The 23041-nt window shown below is 72.5% G+C and carries 22 protein-coding genes; 20 read left to right on the top strand and 2 right to left on the bottom strand.

Going from position 1 to position 23041, the window contains the following annotated elements; translation table 11 throughout:
- The first annotated feature begins 42 nt into the window (after nt 1-42).
- From ABTW72_RS07775 to ABTW72_RS07735, 9 genes are all read left to right on the top strand, one after another.
- Complete coding sequence (locus ABTW72_RS07775) at nt 43-1341, top strand: O-antigen ligase family protein (protein WP_350856699.1); 1299 nt, start codon at nt 43-45, stop codon at nt 1339-1341.
- Nucleotides 1338-2975, top strand: coding sequence for a lipopolysaccharide biosynthesis protein (locus tag ABTW72_RS07770; protein WP_350855644.1), 1638 nt, complete (start codon nt 1338-1340; stop codon nt 2973-2975). Before ABTW72_RS07775 ends, ABTW72_RS07770 begins: the two co-directional genes overlap by 4 nt.
- An 8-nt stretch (nt 2976-2983) precedes the next feature.
- Nucleotides 2984-3886: a sulfotransferase domain-containing protein gene (locus ABTW72_RS07765; protein WP_350856696.1), complete on the top strand. Its 903-nt coding sequence runs from the start codon at nt 2984-2986 to the stop codon at nt 3884-3886.
- Nucleotides 3883-5145, top strand: coding sequence for a hypothetical protein (locus ABTW72_RS07760; RefSeq protein ID WP_350855641.1), 1263 nt, complete (start codon nt 3883-3885; stop codon nt 5143-5145). The genes ABTW72_RS07765 and ABTW72_RS07760 overlap by 4 nt, the downstream gene beginning before the upstream one ends.
- A gap of 214 nt (nt 5146-5359) precedes the next feature.
- Nucleotides 5360-5839 carry a glycosyltransferase family 28 protein gene (locus ABTW72_RS07755; RefSeq protein ID WP_091401878.1) on the top strand — a complete coding sequence of 160 codons (480 nt, stop codon included), beginning with the start codon at nt 5360-5362 and terminating at the stop codon, nt 5837-5839.
- Complete coding sequence (locus ABTW72_RS07750) at nt 5836-6510, top strand: glycosyltransferase (RefSeq protein ID WP_350855638.1); 675 nt, start codon at nt 5836-5838, stop codon at nt 6508-6510. The genes ABTW72_RS07755 and ABTW72_RS07750 overlap by 4 nt, the downstream gene beginning before the upstream one ends.
- A complete protein-coding gene (locus tag ABTW72_RS07745; protein WP_350855635.1) occupies nt 6507-7430 on the top strand; it encodes a glycosyltransferase family 2 protein in 924 nt (307 codons plus the stop codon). The genes ABTW72_RS07750 and ABTW72_RS07745 overlap by 4 nt, the downstream gene beginning before the upstream one ends.
- 94 nt (nt 7431-7524) lie before the next feature.
- Nucleotides 7525-8703 (top strand): chorismate synthase, encoded by a 1179-nt coding sequence (gene aroC / locus ABTW72_RS07740; protein ID WP_091401884.1) that lies wholly within the window; start codon nt 7525-7527, stop codon nt 8701-8703.
- Nucleotides 8703-9206 (top strand): shikimate kinase, encoded by a 504-nt coding sequence (locus ABTW72_RS07735; protein ID WP_350855632.1) that lies wholly within the window; start codon nt 8703-8705, stop codon nt 9204-9206. The genes aroC and ABTW72_RS07735 overlap by 1 nt, the downstream gene beginning before the upstream one ends.
- Nucleotides 9207-9336: 130 nt before the next feature.
- On the opposite strand, the gene ABTW72_RS07730 is transcribed toward ABTW72_RS07735, so the two are convergent.
- Nucleotides 9337-10065 carry an alpha/beta fold hydrolase gene (locus ABTW72_RS07730; RefSeq protein WP_350855630.1) on the bottom strand — a complete coding sequence of 243 codons (729 nt, stop codon included), beginning with the start codon at nt 10063-10065 and terminating at the stop codon, nt 9337-9339.
- A gap of 79 nt (nt 10066-10144) precedes the next feature.
- Between ABTW72_RS07730 and ABTW72_RS07725 the strand changes: the two genes are divergently transcribed.
- The 5 genes from ABTW72_RS07725 (at nt 10145) to nusB (ending at nt 13745) form a co-directional block, all read left to right on the top strand.
- Complete coding sequence (locus tag ABTW72_RS07725) at nt 10145-11143, top strand: helix-turn-helix transcriptional regulator (protein ID WP_350855627.1); 999 nt, start codon at nt 10145-10147, stop codon at nt 11141-11143.
- 10 nt (nt 11144-11153) lie between these two features.
- Entirely contained in the window at nt 11154-12233 is a 1080-nt protein-coding gene (gene aroB, locus ABTW72_RS07720) for a 3-dehydroquinate synthase (RefSeq protein ID WP_350855624.1), read from the top strand.
- Complete coding sequence (gene aroQ / locus ABTW72_RS07715; RefSeq protein WP_350855621.1) at nt 12230-12655, top strand: type II 3-dehydroquinate dehydratase; 426 nt, start codon at nt 12230-12232, stop codon at nt 12653-12655. The genes aroB and aroQ overlap by 4 nt, the downstream gene beginning before the upstream one ends.
- 98 nt (nt 12656-12753) lie before the next feature.
- A complete protein-coding gene (gene efp / locus ABTW72_RS07710; RefSeq protein ID WP_007458344.1) occupies nt 12754-13311 on the top strand; it encodes an elongation factor P in 558 nt (185 codons plus the stop codon).
- Nucleotides 13312-13334: 23 nt separating this feature from the next.
- Nucleotides 13335-13745 (top strand): transcription antitermination factor NusB, encoded by a 411-nt coding sequence (gene nusB, locus ABTW72_RS07705; protein WP_184188983.1) that lies wholly within the window; start codon nt 13335-13337, stop codon nt 13743-13745.
- Nucleotides 13746-13836: 91 nt separating this feature from the next.
- On the opposite strand, the gene bldD is transcribed toward nusB, so the two are convergent.
- Entirely contained in the window at nt 13837-14325 is a 489-nt protein-coding gene (gene bldD, locus ABTW72_RS07700) for a transcriptional regulator BldD (protein ID WP_007458348.1), read from the bottom strand.
- A gap of 288 nt (nt 14326-14613) precedes the next feature.
- On the opposite strand from bldD, the gene pyrR reads away from it, so the two are divergent.
- Genes pyrR through ABTW72_RS07670 form a run of 6 tightly spaced genes read left to right on the top strand, consistent with a single transcriptional unit; the run spans nt 14614 to nt 22941 of the window.
- Nucleotides 14614-15198, top strand: coding sequence for a bifunctional pyr operon transcriptional regulator/uracil phosphoribosyltransferase PyrR (gene pyrR / locus ABTW72_RS07695; RefSeq protein ID WP_210785458.1), 585 nt, complete (start codon nt 14614-14616; stop codon nt 15196-15198).
- A complete protein-coding gene (locus ABTW72_RS07690; RefSeq protein ID WP_030335650.1) occupies nt 15195-16121 on the top strand; it encodes an aspartate carbamoyltransferase catalytic subunit in 927 nt (308 codons plus the stop codon). The genes pyrR and ABTW72_RS07690 overlap by 4 nt, the downstream gene beginning before the upstream one ends.
- Nucleotides 16118-17395, top strand: a complete 1278-nt coding sequence (locus tag ABTW72_RS07685; protein ID WP_350855616.1) for a dihydroorotase — start codon at nt 16118-16120, stop codon at nt 17393-17395. The genes ABTW72_RS07690 and ABTW72_RS07685 overlap by 4 nt, the downstream gene beginning before the upstream one ends.
- On the top strand, nt 17395-18558 hold the full coding sequence (carA, locus tag ABTW72_RS07680) for a glutamine-hydrolyzing carbamoyl-phosphate synthase small subunit (protein WP_350855613.1): 1164 nt from the start codon (nt 17395-17397) through the stop codon (nt 18556-18558). The genes ABTW72_RS07685 and carA overlap by 1 nt, the downstream gene beginning before the upstream one ends.
- Nucleotides 18551-21898 carry a carbamoyl-phosphate synthase large subunit gene (gene carB / locus ABTW72_RS07675; protein WP_350855610.1) on the top strand — a complete coding sequence of 1116 codons (3348 nt, stop codon included), beginning with the start codon at nt 18551-18553 and terminating at the stop codon, nt 21896-21898. Before carA ends, carB begins: the two co-directional genes overlap by 8 nt.
- A complete protein-coding gene (locus tag ABTW72_RS07670; RefSeq protein WP_350855607.1) occupies nt 21895-22941 on the top strand; it encodes a quinone-dependent dihydroorotate dehydrogenase in 1047 nt (348 codons plus the stop codon). The genes carB and ABTW72_RS07670 overlap by 4 nt, the downstream gene beginning before the upstream one ends.
- Nucleotides 22942-23041 lie beyond the last annotated feature (100 nt).

Here is a 23041-nt window from a genome sequence, read left to right as displayed (position 1 = left end):
CCGGCGACCGAACCACCACCCGGAGGCGCTCCGCAGGAGGCCGTGCCGGTGCCGCCGTCCGCGCCGCCGCAACTGCCGCTCTGGCCGCTGTCGATGATGTTCGGTCTGGTGCCGCTCTGGTGGTTGTTGGGTGCGTTCTACCTCGGCTGGCCGCTGCTGGGTGCGCTGCTGTTCGCGTTGCTGCTCACCCGGGGGCGCGTGCCGCTGCCGCCGGCGGTCGGCATCTGGTTGCTCTTCCTCGCCATCGTGGTGGTCAGTGCCACCCAGTTGTCGTCGCCCGCCTCGTTGCTCACGTTCGCCCTGCGGCTGGCCTTCTACCTGACCGCGCTGGTGGTCGGCGTCTACGTCTACGCGGCGGCCCGGGAACGCGCCAGCCTGGTGGCGGTGCTCACCCCGCTCTGCGCGTTCTGGTTCGGGCTGGTAGCGCTGGGCTGGCTCGGGGTGCTGGTGCCCCGGCTGGCCATGACGACCCCGATGGAGGTGCTGCTGCCCGGCGGGGTGGCCGGCACCCCGTTCATCCAGGACATGGTGCACCTCACCACCGCTGAGTACAGTGCCCGTTCGCTCAACCCGATCTATCGGCCGGCCGCGCCGTTCGCGTACACCAACAACTACGGCAGCGCGTACGCGATGACCCTGCCCTGCGTGGTGGCCTTCACGATGCTGCGCCGGCAGGGGCTGCTGCGCTGGGCGCTGCTGGCGTCGCTGCCGCTGTCGCTGGCGCCGGCGTTCCTCACCCTCAACCGGGCGATGTTCCTCAGCCTCGGTGCCGGGCTGGCGGTGCTCGGGGTGCGGGCCAGCCTGCGCGGCAACGTCCGGGTGGCCGCGTCCATCGTCGGGGTCGTGGTGATCGGCGGGTTGGCCACGCTGTTCATCCCGATCACCGAGCTGATCAGCAGACGGGTCGACTCCAGCGACACCAACACCGACCGGCTCTCGCTCTACACCGAGGTGATCCGCCGGGTGCAGGAGTCGCCCTGGTTGGGCTACGGCGCCCCGGTGAACGTGGACACCGTGTCGGCGGCCGCGCCGATCGGCACCCAGGGGCAGCTGTGGATGGTGCTGTTCAGCCACGGCGTACCCGCGCTCATCTGTTTCCTGGCGTGGTTCGTCGCCGCAGCGGTGATCTGCGCGCGGGCGACGTCGGCTGCCGGGCAGTGGCTGGCGGTGGTGCCGGTGGTCTGCCTCGTGCAGGTCCCGTTCTACGGCATGGCGAACCAGAACCTGGCGGTCGCGTTCTTCGCGGTGGCCTTCGCGATGGCGCTTACCGAACGCGAACGGCTGACCCGGCTGGCCGGGTCGTCGCCGACGCCCGCACGGACCGCGCCGGTGCCCGCGTGACCGCCGCGACCCGACCGTCGGCTGGTGCCGACGAGGGCCGGCCCACGCCCGCTCCCGTCGAGGATCAGGCCGCGCCGTCGGCGGCCGGCGACACCGGCTCGGCCGAGACCCGCCGCAGCGCGCGTAGCGGCGTGGCCGGACTGCTCGGCGCGGCCACCAGTGGCCTGTTCGGGTTCGTGCTGGCGGTCGTGATCACCCGGGGTTACGGCCCGGCCGGCGCGGGCGCGTTCTTCGCCGCGATCGGGGTCGTCACCGTGGCCACCGCGATCTGCACGCTCGGCGCGGAGACCGGTCTGATGTGGGCGCTGCCCCGCCGCAAGGCCGGCGTGCGCGGTGACGCCGCCCGGGTGCTCCCGGTGGCGCTGATCCCGCCGCTGCTGACCGGGCTGCTGGTCGCCGGTGCGGGCGTGCTGGCCGCCGACGCCCTCGCGCCGCGGCTGCTCGGCGGCTCCGGCGCGAGCGGCGACGCGCTGCTCACCGTCACGTTCGCCGCGGTGCCGGTGGTGGTCGCGATGACCCTGCTGCTGGCCACGCTGCGCTGCGTGCGGCCCATCCGGGCGTACGTCGGGGTGCAGTTCCTGCTCCTGCCGGTGGCCCGCCCGGTGCTGGTCGGCGCGGCCGCGTTGGCGGGTGGTGGCCTGCTCGCCGGCATGACCGGCTGGTTGGTGCCGGCGGCGTTGGCGTTGCTGGCCTGTCTCACCCTCGTGGCCGGCCCGCTCGGGCTGGGCCGGGGAGCGGCGCTGCGTCCGCACCGCGCCGACTGGTCCACGTTCTGGCGCTTCGCGCTGCCCCGGGCCGCCTCGGCGGCCATCGACGCCGGCAGCATGTGGGTGGGTGTGCTGCTCACCTCGGTGCTGGCCGGGCCGGCGGACGCCGGTGTGTTCGGCGCCGTCGGCCGGTACGTGCTGGCCGGTCAGCTGGCCATGCAGGGGCTGCGGGTGGCGGTGTCGCCGCAGCTGTCCCGGCTGCTCGGGCGGGGCGAGCGCGCCGCGGCGGCGGCCGTGCACCGGCAGTTGACCACCTGGGGGCTGGTGCTGTCCTGGCCGGTGTACCTGCTGCTGGCGGTCTTCGCGCTGGCCTTCCTCCAGCTGTTCGGGCCGGAGTTCACCGCCGGTGTGCCGGCGATGACGGTGCTCGCGCTGGCGATGCTGGTCAACACCGGAGTGGGCAACGTGCAGAGCCTGCTTCTGATGGGCGGGCGCAGTGGGCTGCACCTGGTCGCCACCGTGGCCGGGTTGACGGTGACCGTCTCGCTGGGTCTCTGGCTGATCCCGCACCACGGCGCGACGGGCGCGGCGGTGGCCTGGGCGGCCGGCATCGCCACCGAGAACCTCACCGCCGCTGGGTTCGCCCGGTCGGTGGTTCGGGAGCCGCTGTTCGACGCCGCGATGGTGCGTGCCGCGGCGGCCACCACCGCCGGTGTGGGCCTGGCCGCCGGGGCCGGCGTGCTGGTGGGCGGTCGCGGCCTGCCCGGCCTCGCGGTGGCGTTGGCGGTGCTGCTGACCGGCTGCGTCGGCATGTTGACGTTGCCCCGGGTGCGCGCCGGCATCCGGGGGACCATGAGGCAGATCCGTGGAGGGGACAACGCGGCCACGGCCGCCGAGCCCACCTCGGCATCGACGAGAGGCAGGTGAGGTTCGTCGTGGTGTCCATCCGTGACCGGGTCAAGCAGTTGGTTCCGACCCAGGTGACCACCCGGGTGAAGGAGTCGCTCGTCGACTACGGCGTTCGCACCAGCGACCGCCGGCCGCTACCGGACTTCCTGATCATCGGGACCAAACGGGGTGGCACCACGTCCCTGTGGAACTACCTCATCCAGCACCCGTTGGTGCCCCGGCTCTTTCCCGCGTGGAACACCAAGTCGGCGCACTACTTCGAGGAGCACTGGGGTCGCGGCGAAGCGTGGTACCGCTCGCACTTCCCGACCGAGCGGCAGCGCGAGGCCCTGGCCAAGCGGCACGGTGGGCCGGTCCGGGTCGGTGAGGCCGCCCCGCTGTACATGTTCCACCCGCTCGCCGCGCAGCGGGTCGCCGCGCTGATGCCGTCGGTGAAGCTCATCGTGCTTCTGCGGGACCCGGTGGAGCGGGCGTACTCGCACTGGAAGGAACGCCGCACCCACGGCATCGAACCACTGGACTTCGCCGCCGCGCTGGCGGCCGAGCCGGAACGCACGGAGGGGGAGCGGGAGCGGTTGATCGCCGAGCCGGAGTCGTTCAGCGAGCCGTACGACTGGTACACGTACCGGGCCCGGGGGCGTTACCTGGAGCACCTGGAGCCGTGGCTGGAGCGCTTCGCCCGGGAGCAGATCCTCTTCCTGCCCAGCGAGGACCTGTACCGCGACTCGCGGGCGACCTACCGACGGACCCTGGACTTCCTCGGTCTGCCGGCGTACGACCTGCCCAACTTCAAGGTCTACAACGATCGGCGCTCGGCACCCCTGGAGCCGACCGTGCGGGCCGAGCTGACCGACTACTACCGGCCGTACAACGACGCGTTGCGTCAACGGCTCGGGCTGGACCTCGACTGGGCGGACCGGGCGGCGTGACGACAGGGGTGGGCCCGGCCACCGACCCGCGTTCGCGGGTGGACGGCCTGGGTTGGGTGAGCCGCGCGGTCTTCCCGGACGACCGGGTCGGCCTGACCGTGGCCGGCGCCCCGCCGGCCGGTCACCGGGCGGTGGCCCGGTACGCGGTGGTGCCGTCGATCGCCCGGGCCCGGTTCCTGGTGCCGTTGGGCGCGCCCCGGGCCGGGGCGGCGTCCCTGTTGGCGTACAACGCCCTGCGGCCACCGAAGGTGCGCGCGCTGCGGGCGGTGCTCGGTGGGCTGGCCCGGCTCGGTCGGGTGGGGCTCGCGCCCTTTCCGACGTTGACCGTCTCGGTGCCGGCCGGGGTGCCGGCCGCGGAGTTGCTGCTGAGCGAGCGGCTCTCCGCCGACCTGGGTGACTCGCCGCTGCTGGCCGCGTTCGGGGTCCGCCCACCCGACCCGAACGGCAAGCCCACCCTGCAACTCTTCAGTGCCGACGGGCGTCCGCGTGGCTACGCGAAGATCGGTTGGAACGACGCGACCCGCGCGCTGGTCAGCGCGGAGGCGGAGGCGCTGCGGGCGTTGCGCGAGGTGGTCGGCGTCGCCGACCATCCGACGCCGCCGCGGCTGCTCACCGAGGCGTCGTGGGCGGGCCAGGTGGTCGCGGTGATCGAGCCGTTGCCCCCGGCGGTACGCGGTGTGCCGGTGGACGACCCGCCCCGGATCGCGGCGCTGCTCGCGGTCGCCCGGCGGGGCGGCCCGGCGGGCACACCTCGACCGCTGGTTGACTCGACCTTCCTGCGCCGGCTGGCCGATCAGGCCGGCCGGGCCGCCGCGACCGAGCCGGCGGGTGCGCGGGCGGTCGCCGCGGTCTCGGCGTTGGCCCGCCGGCATGGCGACACCAGCGTCGAGTTCGGTCACTGGCATGGTGACTGGGTGCCGTGGAACCTGGGCTGGCACGCCGGCCGGTTGGTCGCCTGGGACTGGGAGCACAGCGGGCCGGACGTGCCGGTCGGCTTCGACCTGGCGCACGACGCGTTCCAGCGGGCGCTCGTGCTGCGCGGGGAGCCGGCCGACGCCGCCGCGGCGGCCGTGGACGGACATCTGAGCCGACACGGCGAGCGGCTCGGCCTCGACGCCGCGCAGCGCCGGCTCGTCGCCGACGCGTACCTGATGGAGATGTGGTTGCGGACGTGGCGGCTGGCCGACGCGGGCGCGGGCTGGAACGCCGCCCTGCATCCCGCACTCCTGGACGTCATCGAGAAAAGACATAGCGGCTGATCTGGAGGAATCGCGGCGACGGCGGTGCGCCGCAGAGTGACGACATAATCGCAGGTGGTGATGGCGATCGATGGACCTCGGACGTTCGGTGCACCGCACCGGCCACCGTGGAGATCGTCATCTCGGCCGGTCGCGCTATTCAACGACCGGGGATCGTGTGATCTGCTTCTGCCTGGCGTGAACTGAAATTCCAAGCGAACTTGTGGGGAGTCGCGTGGACACGAACAACGACGACAGTGGGGCGCCGGTGCTGCTGCTGGTCGGCTCCAGCGGCGGCCATCTGGCCCAACTACTGGCCCTGCGGCCCTGGTACGAACAGTGGCGGCGCTGCTGGGTCACCTTCGACACCCCGGAGGCGGTGTCGCTGCTGGCCGGCGAGGACCTGGTGCCGGCGCACCACCCGACCACCCGCAACGTGCCGAACCTGCTGCGCAACGCGCTGCTGGCCTGGCAGGTGCTGCGGGCCCGGCGGGTCGCCGCCGTGGTCACCACCGGCGCCGGGGTGGCGGTGCCGTTCGTGGTGCTGGCCCGGCTGCGGCGCATCCCGACCGTCTACATCGAGGTGTACGACCGGATCGACACCCCGACGTTGACCGCTCGGCTCTGCCGGCCGTTCCTGTCCGCGATGCTCGTGCAGTGGGACGAGCAGCGCCGGCAGTACCCCGAGGCGACCGTCGTCGGGACGCTGCTGTGACCGGGGAGACGGGCACGGCCCGGCGTCCGCAACCCCGGCCGGCCACCGAGGCGGCCCGCCTGCCCCGCCAGCGCGACAGCTCGGCGGTCGCCCAGCTCCGACTGCTGGTCGCGGTGGGCACCGACAAGCACCCCTTCGACCGGCTCGTCGACTGGTTGGCGCAGTGGCACGCGCAGGCCGCCGGCCCGATCGGGCTGACCATGCAGCACGGGCACACCAACGCGCCCCAGCTGAGCGGCGCGGTGCCGTTCCTCGGCCACGACGCCTTGCAGCAGGCGATGATCGATGCGGACCTGGTGGTCTGCCATGGCGGCCCGGCGACCATCCTGGAGGCCCGCCGGCACGGCCACCTGCCCATCGTGGTGCCCCGCGATCCGGCTCGCGGTGAGCACGTCGACAACCACCAGCTCCTCTTCGCCCGCCGGCTCGGCGCCGCCGGGCTGGTGGCGCTCTGCGAGACCCGGGAGGCCCTGCACGACGCGTTGGCCGCCGGGGTGGCCGACCCGTCCCGGTACGCGGTGACCGCCGACCCGGAGGCACACGAGGCACGACGGGCGGCGGTGGCCCGGGTCGGGCAGATCGTCGACGACCTGGTGGCCCGTTCGACCCCGCGCCCACCCCGGTGGCGGGCCTGGTCCCGGCCGCGCCCGGGTACGAAGGAGATTCGATGACCCAGCAGCCGAGCGTCAGCGTCGTGGTGCCCACCCGGGACCGCCCCGAGCTGCTGCGGGCCGCGGTGCGCGCGATCCTGGCACAGGACCACCCGGGCCTGATCGAGGTCGTCGTGGTGTTCGACCAGTCCGCGCCGGACGAGTCGCTGACCGAGCTGGGGAGCGGTCCGGCCCGTGTGGTGCGGGTGATCCGCAACGCCCGTACGCCCGGGTTGGCCGGTGCGCGCAACAGCGGCACTCTCGCGGCCGAGGGCGAGCTGGTCGCGTTCTGCGACGACGACGACGAGTGGCTGCCCGGCAAGCTGGCGGCCCAGGTCGACGCGCTGGCCGCCGATCCGGCCGCCGAGTTCGTCTGCTGCGGCATCCGGGTCAACTACGACGGGCACACCGTCGACCGGGTGCTCGACAAGGACCGGATCACCCTGGACGACCTGCTGCGCGACCGGATGACGGAGCTGCACCCGTCGACGTTCCTGATCCGCGCCACCGCGTTGCGCGACGGGTTCGGGCTGGTCGACGAGGAGATCCCGGGCAGCTACGCGGAGGACTACGAGTTCCTGCTGCGGGCCGCGCGCAGCGCGCCTCTGATCAACCTGCGGACGCCGTCGGTGCTGGTTCGCTGGCACAAGCGCTCGTACTTCGCGCAGCGCTGGGACACCATCTCGGAGGCGTTGCAGTGGTTGCTGCGGCGCTACCCGGAGTTCGCCAGTCAACCGGCCGGCGAGGCCCGGGTGTCCGGGCAGATCGCCTTCGCCCAGGCCGCCTCCGGCGACCGCCGGGGCGCGCTGCGCTGGGCCCGGCGCACCCTGCGGAGCAACCCCCGCGAGCCGCGCGCCTACCTGGCCCTCGCCGTCGCCGGTCGGGTGGTCCGGGCCGACGCGGTGCTGCGCACCCTGCACAAGCGCGGTCGGGGGATCTGAGCCGCCGTCCGCGTGAGCGGGCGGCGGCGTCCGCTGGGCGGGACGCGACGGGGAGCGCGCCGCGTCGGTGGCCCGCCGTGACAGACTGACCGCTGTGTTGCGCTGGCTGACTGCAGGTGAATCGCACGGTCCCGCCCTCGTCGCGATGTTGGAGGGGGTGCCGGCCGGCATCGAGGTGACCACCACCGAGATCGCCGACGAGCTGGCCCGTCGGCGGCTGGGCTACGGGCGGGGTGCCCGGATGTCGTTCGAGCGGGACGAGGTCGAGCTGCTCGGCGGCCTGCGGCACGGCGTGACCCTGGGCAGCCCGGTGGCGATCCGGGTCGGCAACTCCGAGTGGCCGAAGTGGCAGACCGTGATGGCCGCCGACCCGGTCGACCCCGATGAGCTGGCCCGGCAGGCCCGTAACGCCCCGCTGACCCGCCCGCGCCCGGGCCACGCGGACCTGGCCGGCATGCAGAAGTACGGCCACACCGACGCCCGGCCGATCCTGGAGCGCGCGAGCGCACGGGAGACCGCCGCCCGGGTGGCCGTCGGCACTGTCGCCAAGGCGCTGATCCGTCAGGCGCTCGGCATCGAGATCGTCTCGCACGTCGTCGAGCTGGGCCCGGTGGCCGCGAAGCCCGGGCTGCGGCCCACGCCGTCCGACACGGCCCGGATCGACGCCGACCCGCTGCGCTGCCTCGACCCGGAGGCCAGCGCCCTGATGGTCGCCGAGGTCGATGCCGCGAAGAAGGCCGCCGACACCCTCGGCGGCGTGGTCGAGGTGCTGGCGTACGGGGTGCCACCGGGGCTGGGCAGCCACGTGCAGTGGGACCGCAAGCTCGACGCCCGGCTGGCCACCGCGCTGATGTCCATTCAGGCGATCAAGGGCGTGGAGATCGGCGACGGCTGGCAGCAGGCCCGCTCCCGCGGCTCGGAGGCGCACGACGAGATCATCCCGTCGGCCACCGGCGTCCGCCGGGTCACCGACCGGGCCGGCGGGCTGGAGGGTGGCATCACCACTGGCGAGCCGCTGCGGGTCCGCGCCGCGATGAAGCCGATCTCCTCGCTGAACCGGGCGCTGGCCACCGTGGACGTCACCACCGGCGAGCCGGCCACCGCGATCAACCAGCGCTCCGACGTCTGCGCGGTGCCCGCCGCGGCGGTGGTCGCCGAGGCGATGGTGGCGCTGGTGCTGGCCGAGGCGGCCACCGAGAAGTTCGGCGGAGACTCGATCGCCGAGATCCGCCGCAACCTTGCCGGATACCTCGACGCGCTGGTCATCCGCTGATGGCACCGGTCGTCGTGCTGGTCGGCGCGCCCGGCTGCGGCAAGACCACCGTCGGGCGGGCGCTCGCCGCCACCCTCGGCGTGGAGTTCCGCGACACCGACACCGACATCGAGCAGATGGCCGGGAAGCCGATCCCGGAGATCTTCATCGACGAGGGTGAGGAGCACTTCCGTACCCTGGAACGGGCCGCCGTGGCCGCGGCGCTGGCCGGCGGCACGGGCGTGCTCGCCCTCGGCGGCGGCGCGGTGCTGGCCGAGGAGACCCGAGCGGCCCTGATCGGGCACCGGGTGGTGCACCTCTCGGTCGAGCTGCCCGACGCGGTGCGGCGGGTCGGGCTCGGCGCCGGCCGGCCGCTGCTGGCGATCAACCCGCGGGCCACCCTCAAGCACCTGCTGGACCAGCGCCGGCCGCTCTACGCCGAGGTCGCCACCGAGACGGTGGTCACCGACGGCCGGGCCCCGGCGCAGGTCGTCGCCGAGATCGCCGCCCTGCTCCCGCGCTGACGTCAGGCCCCGGCCGCCGTCGCCCCCGCGCCGCCCCCTTGCGCCGATCTTGCACTTGCTGCTCTGACTTAAGCGGCATTCACCGCATTTCGGCAACAGGAAGTGCAAGATCGGCGCAGGAGGGGTGGGGTCAGGTTCGGGCGATCAGGTCGAGGACGTCGGCCAGAGCCTTCGGCTCGCTGAGCATCGGCCAGTGCCCGGTGGGCAGCTCGTGCAGCTGGCCGTCGGCGAGGCCGGTGAAGAACGGATGCTCCTGTTGGATCATCTGCTGCACCACGCTGAGCGGGAAGGTGCTGGCGACCAGCGCGGTCGGCACCGGGCGCCCGCCGGTGCGTCGGACCGGGTCGGTGGCGGCCCGCAGCGGCTGCGGGGTGGCCCGGGTGCGCAGCAGCGCGAGCGTCGGCTCGTCCAGGCCGGCCAGGTTGGTCGGGTCGGCGGCCGGATCCCAGGCCGGCGGCGGCAGCAGGTGCCCGGCGCCGATCGCGGCCCGCAGCCGCTGCTGCTCCTCCGGCGGCAGCGTGTCGAACTGCGCCGTGCCGTCCGGCAACGGCCCGCTCTCCACGTAGACGACCCGGGCGATCCGGTCCGGGATGCGGTCCACCGCCTGGGCGGCCGGCATCCCTCCGCCGGAGTGCCCGACCAGCAGTACGTCGCGCAGGTCCTCGACCTCGATCAGTCGGACGATGTCGGTGGTGTGCGTGTCCAGGCTGACCTCCGGCCCGGCGAGGTGGTCGCGTTCGGCCACCCCGGTCAGCGTCATCGGGTGGACCTCGTGCCCCTGCGACCGCAGCGCGACGGTCACGTCCCGCCACGCCCAGGCACCCAACCAGAATCCCGGCACCAGCACGAATGTCGCCATCTGTGGCTCCTTCTCTCGGCTACCGACAGACCGTACGATCTATTCCGGACAGGATCCGCCCGGTTTGGAGGAGTGGCCCGTGTCACATCCCGCAGGGCGGGTGCTGGCTCTGCTCGAACTGCTGCAGACCCGGCACCGGTCGACGGCCACCGAACTCGCCAATCACCTCGGGGTGGACGAGCGGACCGTGCGCCGGTACGCGACCACGCTTGTTGAGCTGGGCATTCCCGTCACCGCCGACCGGGGCCGCTACGGCGGCTACCGGCTGCACTCCGGTTACAAGCTGCCGCCGCTGATGCTCACCGACGACGAGGCGGTGGCCGTGCTGCTCGGCCTCGTCGTCGCCGAACGGGTCGGGCTCGCCACCGAGCAGCCCGCCACCGCCACCGCGCTGGCGAAGATCCGCCGGGTGCTGCCGGCGGCGCTCTCCGACCGGCTCGCCGCCGTCCAGGAGCACCTGGGCTTCACCCTGCGTCGTCCGGAACTGGAGCGCGGACCGGCGTCCGGCACCCTGCTCGCGCTGGCCTCGGCCACCCGGCACCGGCAGCGCGTGGCGCTGGACTACCGCTCCTGGCGGGGCGAGCAGTCGCACCGCGAGCTCGACCCGTACGGGCTGGTCTTCCACGCCGGCCGTTGGTACGTCACCGGCCACGACCACCGGCACGGGGAGATCCGCACCTTCCGACTGGACCGGATCGGCGCGGTGACGCCCGGCGTGGCGACGTTCACCGTGCCGGACGGCTTCGAGGCGGTGGCCTGGGTGACCCGGTCGCTGGCCGGCGTGCCGTACACGCACGAGGTGGAGGTCGTGCTGGAGACCGACCTGGTCGCCGCCCGCCGCCGCATCCCGCCCAGCGTGGCCGAGTTGACCGCCACCACCGACGGGGTGCTGCTGCGGGCCCGAGCGGAGAGCCTGCCCGGGATGGCGGCGCTGCTCGCCGGGCTGGGCTGTCCGTTCACCGTGCGGCATCCGGACGCGCTGCGCGCCGCGGTGGCCGAACACGCCCGCCGGTTGGCGGACTGGGCCGCTCGGCCAGCAGGTGGACAGCCGCCCTCCCCGCGCCGCCCGCTGGACTAGGCTGCCGGCGATGGACGAGGTGACCCGAATTCCGGTCGGCGGCGAGCGGCCGTACGACGTCTTGGTGGGACGCGACCTGCTGGGTGCGCTGCCTGGCCTGCTGCCCGGCGCGACCCGGGTGGCGGTGCTGCACGCGCCTCCGCTCAAGGCCCTCGCGGACGCGCTCGGCGAACGCCTGCGCGCGGCCGGCGTCGAGCCACTGCCGATCGAGGTGCCCGACGCCGAGTCGGGGAAGCACATCGAGGTGGCCGCCTCCTGCTGGGACCGGCTCGGTGCGGCCGGCTTCACCCGTACCGACGCGGTGGTCGGGGTGGGCGGCGGCGCGGTGACCGACCTGGCCGGCTTCGTCGCGGCCTGCTGGTTGCGGGGTGTGCGCTGGGTGCCGGTGGCGACCTCGCTGCTGGGCATGGTGGATGCGGCAGTGGGCGGCAAGACGGGCATCAACACGGCCGCCGGCAAGAACCTGGTGGGCGCGTTCCACCCGCCGGTCGGGGTGTTGGCCGACCTGGCCACTCTGGACAGCCTGCCAGCGGTCGACCTGGCGGCCGGGTTGGCCGAGGTCGTCAAGTGCGGGTTCATCGCCGACCCGACGATCCTGGATCTCATCGAGAACGACCCGGAGGCCGCCACCGACCCCCGTGGCCCGGTGAGCCGGGAGCTGATCGAGCGGGCCATCCGGGTCAAGGCCGACGTGGTCGCCGGCGACCTGCGCGAGTCGGGCCTGCGGGAGGTGCTCAACTACGGTCACACCCTGGCCCACGCCATCGAGCAGAACGAGGGCTACCGCTGGCGGCACGGTCACGCCGTCGCCGTCGGTCTGGTGTACGCGGCCACGCTGGCCCGGCTCGCCGGGCGGCTGGACGCGCCGACCGCCGACCGACACCGCGTCACGCTGAGCGCGCTCGGTCTGCCGGTGAGCTACCCGGCCGACGCCTGGCCGCAGCTGTTGGCCGCGATGCGGGTGGACAAGAAGACCCGGGGCAACCGGCTGCGCTTCGTGGTGCTCGACGGGCTGGCCCGCCCGGCGATGTTGGAGGGCCCCGACGACGCGTTGCTGGAGGCCGCCTACCGGGAGGTGGCAACCCGGTGAAGGTCTACGTCCTGAACGGGCCGAACCTGGGCCGGCTGGGCACCCGCGAGCCCGACGTGTACGGCGCGACCAGCTATGCGGACCTGGTGGCGCTCTGTGAGAGCACCGGTCGGGAGCTGGGGCTGGCGGTGACGGTCCGGCAGACCGACGCGGAGCACGAGATGCTCGGCTGGCTGCACACGGCGGCCGACGAGGGTGCCGCGGTCGTGCTCAACCCGGCCGCCTGGTCGCACTACTCGTACGCGGTGCGCGACGCCTGCGCCATGCTGCGGGGGCCGCTGGTGGAGGTGCACATCTCCAACATCCATACCCGTGAGGAGTTCCGGCACCACTCGGTGGTCTCGGCGGTGGCGACCGGGGTGATCTGCGGTCTCGGCATCGACGGCTATCGTCTCGCTCTGCACCATCTGGCCACCCGCTGAGGGCCCACCGACGGGGCGCTCCGAACGGGGGGCCGTCCGATTCGACGCAGCTTGTAGACTTGCCAGGTCTGTCCGCCAATTGATGATCAAGGCAGGAAATGGCCTCCACCAACGACCTCAAAAACGGCCTGGTACTCAACCTGGACGGCGAGCTCTGGGCCGTCGTCGAGTTCCAGCACGTCAAGCCCGGTAAGGGTGGTGCCTTCGTGCGCACCACGCTGAAGAACGTGCTGTCCGGGAAGGTGGTCGACAAGACCTTCAACGCGGGCACCAAGGTCGAAACCGCGACCGTTGACAAGCGCACGATGCAGTACCTGTACGCCGACGGTGAGGACTTCGTCTTCATGGATCTGGAGACCTTCGACCAGATCACCGTGCCCGGTGGCACCGTCGGTGAGGCAGCCAACTACCTGCTGCCCGAGGCGGAGGCGACCGTCGCCCAGCACGAGGGTGTGCCGCTCTACATCGAGCTGCCCACCAGCGTCGTGCTGGAGGTCACCTACACCGAGCCGGGCCTGCAGGGCGACCGTTCGACCGGCGGCACCAAGCCGGCGACCGTGGAGACCGGCGCCACCGTGCCGGTTCCGCTGTTCATCACCACCGGCGAGAAGATCAAGGTCGACACCCGCGACGGCCGTTACCTCGGCCGCGCCTGATGGCTGAGGGTTCCAAGCAGCAGATGCCGGCGCGCCGGAAGGCGCGCAAGCGGGCGCTGGATGTCCTTTACGAGGCCGACCTGCGGGACAAGCCTCCGGTGGAGGTGCTCGCCGGCTACGTGCAGCGGATCGAGCAGCCCCGACCGGAGCATCTCGGCTACGCGGTGGGCCTGGTCGAGGGGGTTGCCGAGCACCTCAACCGGATCGACGAGCTGATCGCCAGCTACGCCGAGGGTTGGACGTTGGAGCGGATGCCGGTCGTCGACCGTAATCTGGCCCGGATCGCCGTCTACGAGTTGCTCTACGTCGACGAGATCGACGACGCGGTGGCGATCAGCGAGGCCGTGGAGCTGGCTCGACAGATGTCGACCGACGATTCGCCGCGCTTCCTCAACGGGGTGCTCGGCCGGATCGCCGAGTACGCCACCCGCTGAGCGTCCGCACCGAACACCGCAGATCCGAAAGGGCCCGTGCCAACCGGCACGGGCCCTTTCGGTGAAGCGGCAGATCAGGTGGAGCGGCAGATCAGGAGGCGAAGAACGCCCGGGGGTCGGCCACCAGCACGCCGTGCTCGGTGAGCCGCTCGATCAGGCCCGACGGTGAGGCGTCGTAGACGATCGCGAGCGCCCGCAGGTCGTCGGCGCGGATGGAGAGCACCCGGCCGTTGTAGTCGCCGCGCTGCTGCTGGATGGCGCGGGCGTAGCGGGCGACGTAGGCCAGGTCCTCGGAGGCCTCGTCGTAGAGCCGCTCCAGGTCCAGGACAATCTTGCTGGTGGGCTCGTGACGGACGCCACTGCCGTCAGGCAGCAGCTCCGAGACGGGTACGCGGTAGAACTCGGCCAACTCGGCCAGACGGGACACCGTCACGGCCCGGTCGCCACGCTCGTACGAGCCGACCACCACGGCCTTCCACCGCCCGTTCGACTTCTCCTCCACACCCTGCAGGGAGAGACCCTGCTGCTGGCGGATGGAGCGCAGGCGGGCGCCCAGAGACTTGGCGTATTCAGAGGGCATTCGGACACTCCCAGTGCTGCTCGGGGTTCTCCCGTCGATCGCTACGGAGCGTGACGGTACGGGGAATGCGACACGTGGTCAAGTGGTCGTGCCCCTACCGTTGCGGAGCGTCCGGGGAGTTTTCTCCTTTTCCGGTGCCTGACCCGGTGGTCAGCGGCCGCCGTCCATCACCCCGGTGACCACTGGTAACGTGGCGGAAGCCCCGGCCCAGGTCTGCTGAGCGGACCGGCCGGAGGTGCCCGACATCCTTTAACGACCCGTCCCGTGAGGCGGGGAAGGAGGTCCGCCGTGGCATACCCACCGGCTGCCCGCTCGTCACCACCGCAACAACCCTCGGTGAAGGTGATCCTCGCCAGCGCCGACGTGCAACGCGTGGTCGACCGCATCGCCCACCAGATCCTGGAGAAGACCCAGGGCGCCGCCAACACGGTGCTGCTGGGGATTCCCACCCGGGGCACCCCCCTCGCCCGGCGGCTCGCCGACCGGATCAGCACCTTCGAGGACGTCGCCGTTCCGGTCGGTGTGCTCGACATCACCCTGTACCGCGACGACCTCCGTCGGCACGCCACCCGCGCGGTGGGTCCGACCGAGCTGCCTCCCGGCGGGATCGACGGCAAACGGGTCATCCTCGTCGACGACGTGCTCTTCTCCGGCCGCACCGTCCGGGCCGCGCTCGACGCGCTCAACGACGTGGGCCGCCCGGCCTCGGTGCAGCTCGCCGTCCTGGTCGACCGGGGCCACCGTGAGTTGCCGATCCGCGCCGACTACGTCGGCAAGAACATCCCGACCTCGCTCGCCGAGAGCGTCAAGGTGACGCTCGCCGAGATCGACGGGACGGACGAGGTCAAGCTCTACGGGGGAACTGCCTCATGATCAAGCATCTGCTCTCCGGCGGGGACCTGGACGCCGACACCGCCACCGAGATCCTGGACACCGCCGCCGAGATGGCCACCGTCGCCGGCCGGGAGATCAAGAAGCTTCCCGCGCTGCGCGGACGGACCGTGGTGAACCTCTTCTACGAGGACTCCACGCGTACCCGGATCTCCTTCGAGGCGGCGGCGAAGCGGCTCAGCGCCGACGTGATCAACTTTTCCGCGAAGGGGTCCAGCGTCACCAAGGGTGAGAGCCTGAAGGACACCGCGTTGACCCTTCAGGCCATGGGCGCGGACGCCGTGGTCGTCCGACACCCCGCCTCCGGCGCGCCGCACCGCCTGGCCAACTGGGTGGACGGGTCGGTGGTCAACGCCGGCGACGGCACCCACGAGCACCCCACCCAGGCGCTGCTGGACGCGTACACCATGCGGGCCCGGCTGGGCCGGCTCGCCGGCCTGTCGGTAGCGGTGGTCGGGGACGTGCTGCACTCCCGGGTGGCCCGCTCCAACGTGCTGCTGCTCTCCACCCTCGGCGCCAAGGTCACCCTGGTCGGCCCGCCGACCCTCATCCCGGTCGACATCGCGGGCGCCCTCGCGCCCGGCACCGACGTCTCCTACGACCTCGACTCCGTCCTGCCGAACGTGGACGTGGTGATGATGCTGCGCGTGCAGCGGGAGCGGATGAACGACTCCTACTTCCCCTCCGCGCGCGAGTACGCCCGCCGCTACGGGCTGGACGGCCCGCGGATGCGCCGGCTGCCCGAGCACGCGATCGTCATGCACCCCGGCCCGATGAACCGGGGGATGGAGATCACCCCCGAGGTCGCCGACTCACCCCGCTCCACCATCGTCGAACAGGTCACCAACGGGGTCTCCGTGCGGATGGCTGTCCTTTACCTGCTGCTCGGAGGGAACAACCGGTGACCGCGTACCTGATCACCAGCGTGAGTGTCGTCGGCGCCGCGCCGACCGACCTGCTGATCCGCGACGGCGTGATCGCCGCTGTCGGTCCCGGCCTGACCGCGCCGGACGCCACAGTCGTCGACGGCACCGGCCTGGTCGCCCTGCCCGGCCTCGTCGATCTGCACACCCACCTGCGCGAGCCCGGTCGGGAGGACGCCGAAACCGTCGAGTCCGGTTCCCGGGCGGCAGCGCTGGGCGGCTACACGGCGGTCTGCGCGATGGCCAACACCTCCCCGGTGGCGGACACCGCCGGCGTGGTCGAGCAGGTCTGGCGGCTCGGCCGCGAGGCAGCCCTGGTCGACGTGCAGCCGATCGGCGCGGTCACCGTCGGGCTGGCCGGCGAGCGGCTGGCCGAGCTGGGCGCGATGGCCGACTCGGCGGCCCGGGTGCGGATCTTCTCCGACGACGGGCACTGCGTCGCCGACCCGAAGTTGATGCGCCGAGCCCTGGAGTACGTCAAGGCGTTCGACGGGATCATCGCCCAGCACGCCGAGGAGCCCCGGCTCACCGAGGGCGCCCAGATGCACGAGGGCGAGGTCTCCACCCGGCTCGGCCTGATCGGCTGGCCGGCGGTCGCCGAGGAGGCGATCATCGCCCGGGACGTGCTGCTCGCCGAGCACGTGGGCAGCCGACTGCACGTCTGCCACGTCTCCACCGCCGGCAGCGTCGAGGTGCTGCGCCAGGCAAAGGCGCGCGGGGTACGCGTGACCGCCGAGGTGACCCCGCACCACCTGCTGCTCACCGACGAGCGGGCGGAAACCTACGACCCCGTCTACAAGGTGAACCCGCCGCTGCGCACCGCCGCGGACATCGCCGCGCTGCGTGCCGCCCTCGCCGACGGGGTGATCGACGTGATCGCCACCGACCACGCCCCGCACGCGGTGGAGGACAAGGAGTGCGAGTGGGCGTACGCCCGACCGGGGATGCTCGGTCTGGAGACGGCCCTCTCCATCGCGCTGGACGTGCTCGGCCCCGAGTGGGACCTGATCGCCGAGCGGATGTCGCGCACCCCCGCACGGATCGCCGGCCTCACCGGGCACGGGGTCGACCCCGCGCCGGGTGTGCCGGCCAACCTGACCCTGATCGACCCGGCCGTCCGCCGCACCATCGAGCCGACGGAGCTGGCCAGTCGCAGTCGTAACACCCCGTACGCCCGCATGACGCTGCCAGGTCGCATCGTGGCGACCTTCCTGCGTGGCGAGCCGACGGTCCTGGACGGAAAGGCTGTCAAGTAATGGTCAAGCGCAGACCCGCAATCCTGGTGCTGGAGGACGGGCGTACGTTCCCCGGCGAGGCGTACGGCAGCGTCGGGGAGACCTTCGGCGAGGCGGTCTTCAACACCGGCATGACCGGTTACCAGGAGACCCTGACCGACCCGTCCTACCACCGTCAGGTGGTGGTGCAGACCGCGCCGCACATCGGCAACACCGGCGTCAACGGCGAGGACGACGAGTCCGGTCGGATCTGGGTGGCCGGCTACGTCGTGCGCGACCCGGCCCGGATCGGCTCGAACTGGCGGGCCACCGGTGGTCTCGAGGACCGCCTCGCCACCGAGGGTGTGGTGGGCATCAGCGGGGTGGACACCCGGGCGCTGACCCGGCACCTGCGCGAGCGGGGCGCCATGCGGGTGGGCATCTCCAGCATCGACAACGATCCGCAGAGCCTGCTGGCCCGGGTCCGCCAGGCGCCGCAGATGGTCGGCGCCGACCTGTCCGCCGAGGTGAGCACCGCCGAGCCGTACGTCGTCGAGGCCCTGGGCGAGCACCGGTTCACAGTGGCCGCCCTGGACCTGGGCATCAAGCGCAACGTGCCGCGTCGGCTGGCCACCCGTGGGGTGACCACCCACGTGCTGCCGGCGTCGTCGAGCATCGACCAGATGCTCGCCACCGGCGCCGACGCGATCTTCCTGTCGCCCGGCCCGGGCGACCCGGCCACCGCCGACGCCCCGGTGGCGCTGGCCCGGGAGGCGCTGCGGCGGGAGGTGCCGCTGTTCGGCATCTGCTTCGGCAGCCAGATCCTCGGTCGGGCGCTCGGCTTCGGCACCTACAAGCTGGGCTACGGCCACCGCGGGATCAACCAGCCGGTGCTCGACCGGGTCACCGGCAAGGTCGAGGTGACCAGCCACAACCACGGCTTCGCCGTGCAGGTGCCCGGCTCGGGCAACGGCGCGGTCGTCCCCGACCAGGTGATCGACACCGACTTCGGCGGCGTACGGGTGTCGCACGTCTGCCTCAATGACAACGTGGTCGAGGGGCTGCGGGCCGTGGACCTGCCCGCGTTCACCGTCCAGTACCACCCGGAGGCGGCGGCCGGCCCGCACGACGCGGACTACCTCTTCGACCGATTCGCCGAACTGATCGAAGGCCGGACCCACAGCAAGGGGCGCAGCAATGCCTAAGCGGACCGATCTCAAGCACATCCTCGTGATCGGCTCCGGGCCGATCGTCATCGGGCAGGCCTGCGAGTTCGACTACTCCGGCACCCAGGCGTGCCGGGTCCTGCGCAGTGAGGGGATCCGGGTCAGCCTGGTCAACTCCAACCCGGCGACGATCATGACGGACCCGGAGTTCGCCGACGCGACCTACGTCGAGCCGATCACCCCGGAGTTCGTGGAGCTGGTCATCGCCAAGGAACGCCCGGACGCGATCCTCGCGACCCTCGGCGGGCAGACCGCGCTGAACACGGCCGTCGCCCTGCACGAGGCCGGCGTCCTGGAGAAGTACGGCGTGGAGCTGATCGGCGCGAACATCGACGCCATCAACCGGGGCGAGGACCGGCAGCTGTTCAAGGAGATCGTGGCGAAGGCCGGCGTACGGCTGGGCGTCGACGACCCGACCGCGCTGGTTCCCCGCTCGCGGGTCTGCCACTCGATGGACGAGGTCGAGGCGACCGTCGCCGAGCTGGGCCTGCCGGTGGTGATCCGGCCGTCGTTCACCATGGGTGGCCTGGGCTCCGGCATGGCGCACACCCCGGAGGACCTGGCCCGTATCGCCGGCGACGGCCTGTCCGCCAGCCCGGTGCACGAGGTGCTCATCGAGGAGAGCGTGCTCGGCTGGAAGGAGTACGAGCTCGAGCTGATGCGCGACCGGCACGACAACGTGGTGGTGGTCTGCTCGATCGAGAACATCGACCCGATGGGCGTGCACACCGGCGACAGCGTCACAGTGGCCCCGGCCATGACGCTCACCGACCGGGAGTACCAGCGCCTGCGTGACCTGGGCATCGCCGTGCTGCGCGAGGTCGGGGTGGACACCGGCGGCTGCAACATCCAGTTCGCGGTCAACCCGGTCGACGGCCGGATCGTCGTGATCGAGATGAACCCCCGGGTGTCGCGGTCCTCGGCGCTGGCCTCCAAGGCGACCGGCTTCCCGATCGCGAAGATCGCCGCGAAGCTGGCCATCGGCTACACCCTCGACGAGATCCCCAACGACATCACCCTGAAGACACCGGCGGCGTTCGAGCCGACCCTCGACTACGTGGTGGTGAAGATCCCCCGGTTCGCGTTCGAGAAGTTCCCCGGCGCCGACCCGGAGCTGACCACCACGATGAAGTCGGTGGGCGAGGCGATGAGCCTCGGGCGCAACTTCACCGAGGCGCTGAACAAGGCGATGCGCTCGATGGAAACCAAGTCAGCCGGTTTCTGGAGTGTGCCGGACCCGGCGGGCGTCACCCTCGCGGACACCCTCGCCGCCCTGCGGATCCCGCACGACGGCCGGCTGTACACGGTGGAGCGGGCGCTGCGGCTCGGCGCGTCGATCGCCGAGGTCGCCGAGGCGTCCGGCGGGATCGACCCGTGGTTCCTGGACCAGATCTCCGCGCTGATCGAGCTGCGCGCCGAGATCGTCGACGCGCCGGTGCTCGACGCCGACCTGCTGCGCCGCGCCAAGCGGGCCGGTCTGTCCGACCGGCAGCTCGCCGCGCTGCGCCCGGAGCTGGCCGCCGAGGACGGCGTACGGACCCTGCGCCACCGCCTCGATGTGCGCCCGGTCTACAAGACGGTGGACACCTGCGCGGCCGAGTTCGAGGCGACCACGCCGTACCACTACTCCACGTACGACCTGGAGACCGAGGTCGTGCCGTCGGACCGGCCGAAGGTGCTGATCCTGGGCTCCGGCCCGAACCGGATCGGGCAGGGCATCGAGTTCGACTACTCGTGCGTGCACGCCGTCCAGGCGTTGCGGTCGGCCGGTTACGAGACCGTCATGGTCAACTGCAACCCGGAGACGGTCTCCACCGACTACGACACCGCCGACCGGCTCTACTTCGAGCCGTTGACCTTCGAGGACGTCCTGGAGGTCTGGCACGCCGAGGACTCGTCCGGCCGGGCGGCCGGCGGGCCGGGTGTGGTCGGGGTGGTCGTCCAACTCGGCGGGCAGACCCCGCTGGGGTTGGCGCAGCGGCTCAAGAACGCCGGTGTGCCGATCGTCGGCACCTCCCCGGAGTCGATCCACCTGGCCGAGGAGCGTGGCGCTTTCGGCGCGGTGCTGGCCCGCGCCGGACTGCGCGCGCCGGCGCACGGCATGGCCACCTCGTACGACGAGGCCAAGACGATCGCCGACGAGATCGGCTACCCGGTGCTGGTCCGGCCGTCGTACGTGCTGGGCGGGCGGGGCATGGAGATCGTCTACGACGACCCGACGCTGCGCGACTACATCGGCCGGGCCACCGACATCTCCCCGGACCACCCGGTGCTGGTGGACCGGTTCCTCGACGACGCCATCGAGATCGACGTGGACGCGCTGTGCGACGCCGACGGCGAGGTCTACATCGGCGGCGTGATGGAGCACATCGAGGAGGCGGGTATCCACTCCGGCGACTCGTCCTGCGCGCTCCCGCCGATCACCCTCGCGGGCTCGCACCTGGTCGAGGTCCGCCGCTACACCGAGGCCATCGCGCGTGGCGTCGGGGTCCGTGGCCTGCTCAACGTGCAGTACGCCCTCAAGGACGACGTGCTCTACGTGCTGGAGGCGAACCCGCGCGCGTCGCGGACCGTCCCGTTCGTCTCCAAGGCCACGGCGGTGCCGCTGGCCAAGGCGGCGGCCCGGATCGCGCTCGGCGCGAGCATCGCCGAGCTGCGCGCCGAGGGCCTGCTGCCGGCGACGGGGGACGGGGGCACGATGCCCGCCGACGCGCCGGTCGCGGTCAAGGAGGCGGTGCTGCCGTTCAAGCGTTTCCGGACCCGTGCGGGCAAGGGGATCGACTCGCTGCTCGGACCGGAGATGAAGTCGACCGGCGAGGTGATGGGCATCGACACCAACTTCGGGCATGCCTTCGCCAAGAGCCAGTCGGCCGCGTACGGGTCGCTGCCGACCGCCGGGAAGATCTTCGTCTCGGTGGCCAACCGGGACAAGCGCGGCATGATCTTCCCGATCAAGCGGCTGGCCGATCTGGGCTTCGAGATCGTCGCCACCGCCGGCACGGCCGAGGTGCTGCGCCGGCACGGCATCGCCTGTGAGCAGATCCGTAAGCACTACCAGGCCGGTGCGGGCGACGACGCGGTGTCGCTGATCGGCGGCGGCCACGTGGCGCTGGTGATCAACACGCCGCAGGGTTCGGGTGCCAGCGCCCGCTCCGACGGCTACGAGATCCGCAGCGCGGCCGTCACCGCGGACATCCCGTGCATCACCACGGTTCCCGGCGCCGCCGCTGCGGTGATGGGCATCGAGGCGCGGATCCGCGGCGACATGCAGGTCCGCCCCCTGCAGGACCTGCACGCAACCCTGCGGGCGGCCCAGTGACAGTGTTCGAGCGGGCGGTACGGCCGTGGTTGTTCCGGCTCGGGGGCGGTGACGCCGAGGCGGCGCACGAGTGGACGCTGCGGCGCTTGGCAGCCCTGTCGCGGCGGCCGGCCGCGCTCGCCGCGCTGCGGGCCCGCTACGCGGTCGACGCGCCGCGCACCGTGTTCGGGGTGCGGTTTCCCAACCCGGTCGGGTTGGCCGCCGGCATGGACAAGGACGGCGCCGCGCTACCGGCCTGGCCGGCGCTCGGCTTCGGTTTCGTGGAGGTCGGCACTGTCACCGCGCACGCCCAGCCGGGCAACCCACGGCCACGGCTGTTCCGGCTGCCGGCCAGCGAGGCGGTGGTCAACCGGATGGGCTTCAACAACGCCGGGGCCGCCGCGCTGGCCACCCGGCTGGCGGCGCTGCCGCGCCCGCTCGGGGTGCCGCTGGGCATCTCGCTGGGCAAGTCCAAGGTGACCCCACTGGACGAGGCGGTCGAGGACTACCTCGCCTCGTACCGGGCGCTGCGCGGGCACGGCGACTACTTCGCGGTGAACGTGTCCTCACCGAACACCCCGGGTCTGCGGTCGTTGCAGGACCGGGCCCATCTGGACGCGCTGCTCGGCGCGTTGGTGGGGGAGAAGCCGGTGCTGGTCAAGATCGCACCAGACCTGACCGAGGCGGCGATCGCCGAGTTGCTGGAGGTCTGCCTGGCCCGGGGTGCCGCCGGGGTGATCGCCACCAACACCACGCTGTCGCGGGACGGCCTCGCCGGCGTCGACGTCGAGCGTGGCGCCCAGGCCGGTGGCCTCTCCGGTCGGCCGCTCACCGGGCGGGCCCGCGACGTGGTCGCCTTCGTCCACTCCGAGACCGGCGGCCGGCTGCCGATCGTCGGCGTCGGCGGGGTGCTGGACCCGGACGACGCGGCGCGGATGTTCGATGCGGGCGCCGCCCTGGTGCAGCTCTACACCGGCTTCATCTACCGAGGACCGGCCCTGGTCCGCGCCGCCGCCCGCGCGACGGCCGCAACGGCGGCACCGGACGCGGTCGCCGGCCGGTGACCGCCCCCGGCCCGGTGCTGGCCCGGCGTAAACGGGTGCCGAGCCCGCTCCGCGCCGACGATCCCACGCCCGTTGCTGCCCCTCTGCTCCGCACCCGCGG

Source organism: Micromonospora sp. NPDC127501 (assembly GCF_040302185.1).
Lineage (GTDB): Bacteria > Actinomycetota > Actinomycetes > Mycobacteriales > Micromonosporaceae > Micromonospora.
The sequence above is the reverse complement of the archived record's forward strand: the minus strand, read 5'-3'. Positions and strand labels throughout refer to the sequence as shown.

Excerpts from the sequence above, each read along its gene's own strand:
- aroB (WP_350855624.1), top strand. The coding sequence starts at position 11,154 with ATGGACGAGGTGACCCGAATTCCGGTCGGCGGCGAGCGGCCGTACGAC.
- ABTW72_RS07745 (WP_350855635.1), top strand. The coding sequence starts at position 6,507 with ATGACCCAGCAGCCGAGCGTCAGCGTCGTGGTGCCCACCCGGGACCGC.
- efp (WP_007458344.1), top strand. The coding sequence starts at position 12,754 with ATGGCCTCCACCAACGACCTCAAAAACGGCCTGGTACTCAACCTGGAC.
- nusB (WP_184188983.1), top strand. The coding sequence starts at position 13,335 with ATGCCGGCGCGCCGGAAGGCGCGCAAGCGGGCGCTGGATGTCCTTTAC.
- ABTW72_RS07730 (WP_350855630.1), bottom strand. The coding sequence starts at position 10,065 with ATGGCGACATTCGTGCTGGTGCCGGGATTCTGGTTGGGTGCCTGGGCG.
- ABTW72_RS07735 (WP_350855632.1), top strand. The coding sequence starts at position 8,703 with ATGGCACCGGTCGTCGTGCTGGTCGGCGCGCCCGGCTGCGGCAAGACC.
- carA (WP_350855613.1), top strand. The coding sequence starts at position 17,395 with ATGGTCAAGCGCAGACCCGCAATCCTGGTGCTGGAGGACGGGCGTACG.
- bldD (WP_007458348.1), bottom strand. The coding sequence starts at position 14,325 with ATGCCCTCTGAATACGCCAAGTCTCTGGGCGCCCGCCTGCGCTCCATC.
- ABTW72_RS07690 (WP_030335650.1), top strand. The coding sequence starts at position 15,195 with ATGATCAAGCATCTGCTCTCCGGCGGGGACCTGGACGCCGACACCGCC.
- carB (WP_350855610.1), top strand. The coding sequence starts at position 18,551 with ATGCCTAAGCGGACCGATCTCAAGCACATCCTCGTGATCGGCTCCGGG.